This window comes from Rubellimicrobium sp. CFH 75288 (assembly GCF_009904055.1).
Classification (GTDB): domain Bacteria; phylum Pseudomonadota; class Alphaproteobacteria; order Rhodobacterales; family Rhodobacteraceae; genus Rubellimicrobium.
Map to the genome: position 1 here is coordinate 1 of NZ_WYDP01000064.1, position 610 is coordinate 610.

At 71.3% G+C, this 610-nt stretch carries 1 protein-coding gene; it reads right to left on the reverse strand.

The window, feature by feature from the left end:
• Positions 1-494: lysozyme (locus tag GT358_RS16385; protein WP_166583697.1), on the reverse strand; the 494-nt coding region annotated here is incomplete at its 3' end.
• Between the last annotated feature and the right edge of the window lie 116 nt (positions 495-610).

Sequence of the window (610 nt, forward strand, 5' to 3'; positions counted from 1 at the left end):
ACACGACCCCCGCGGTCCACGGCCCAGACCGGGATCGTCCCGCCGGGATAGCGGCCGTGGCGGAACAGGTCGCGCTCGGCCTCGCGGCGCGGGATGATCGAGGCCGGCCGCCGCCAGTTCAGAAACGCGTCGGCGGCTGCAACGCGATTGCCTGCGTTGATCGCCTTCGTCAGCGTGGCGCTCGCGATGGCGCCGGTGTTGTAGTGGAAGGAGACCAGCGCATCGAACTCGTGCGGCGCGAGCGGCACCTTCACGGCGCGGCGCACCTCGGCCTCGTAGGCGGCAAGATCGGCGCGGAAGACCCGAAAGGCCTCGCGGACCCCCGCATCGAGATCGTCGGGCATGCCGCGGGGCATCGTTGCCGGATCGGGCGGACCGGCGGCGGCCGTGTGGCCGATGCCGAAGGTCCAGACGGTCTTCACATCGAGATAGGGTCCGGGCACGATACCCTCGTGCCGGACGAGGGCCAGAAGGCCCCGGTCTGTCATGTGCATGGGATTACCTGAGGAGCGAGAGGACGAGGATCAGCGCGGCGACGGCGAGGCCGACCGCCAAGCGGTGGCGGAATGCCAGACCGGGATCGCCCGGGTCGCAGCGGAGGGCGCGCGCG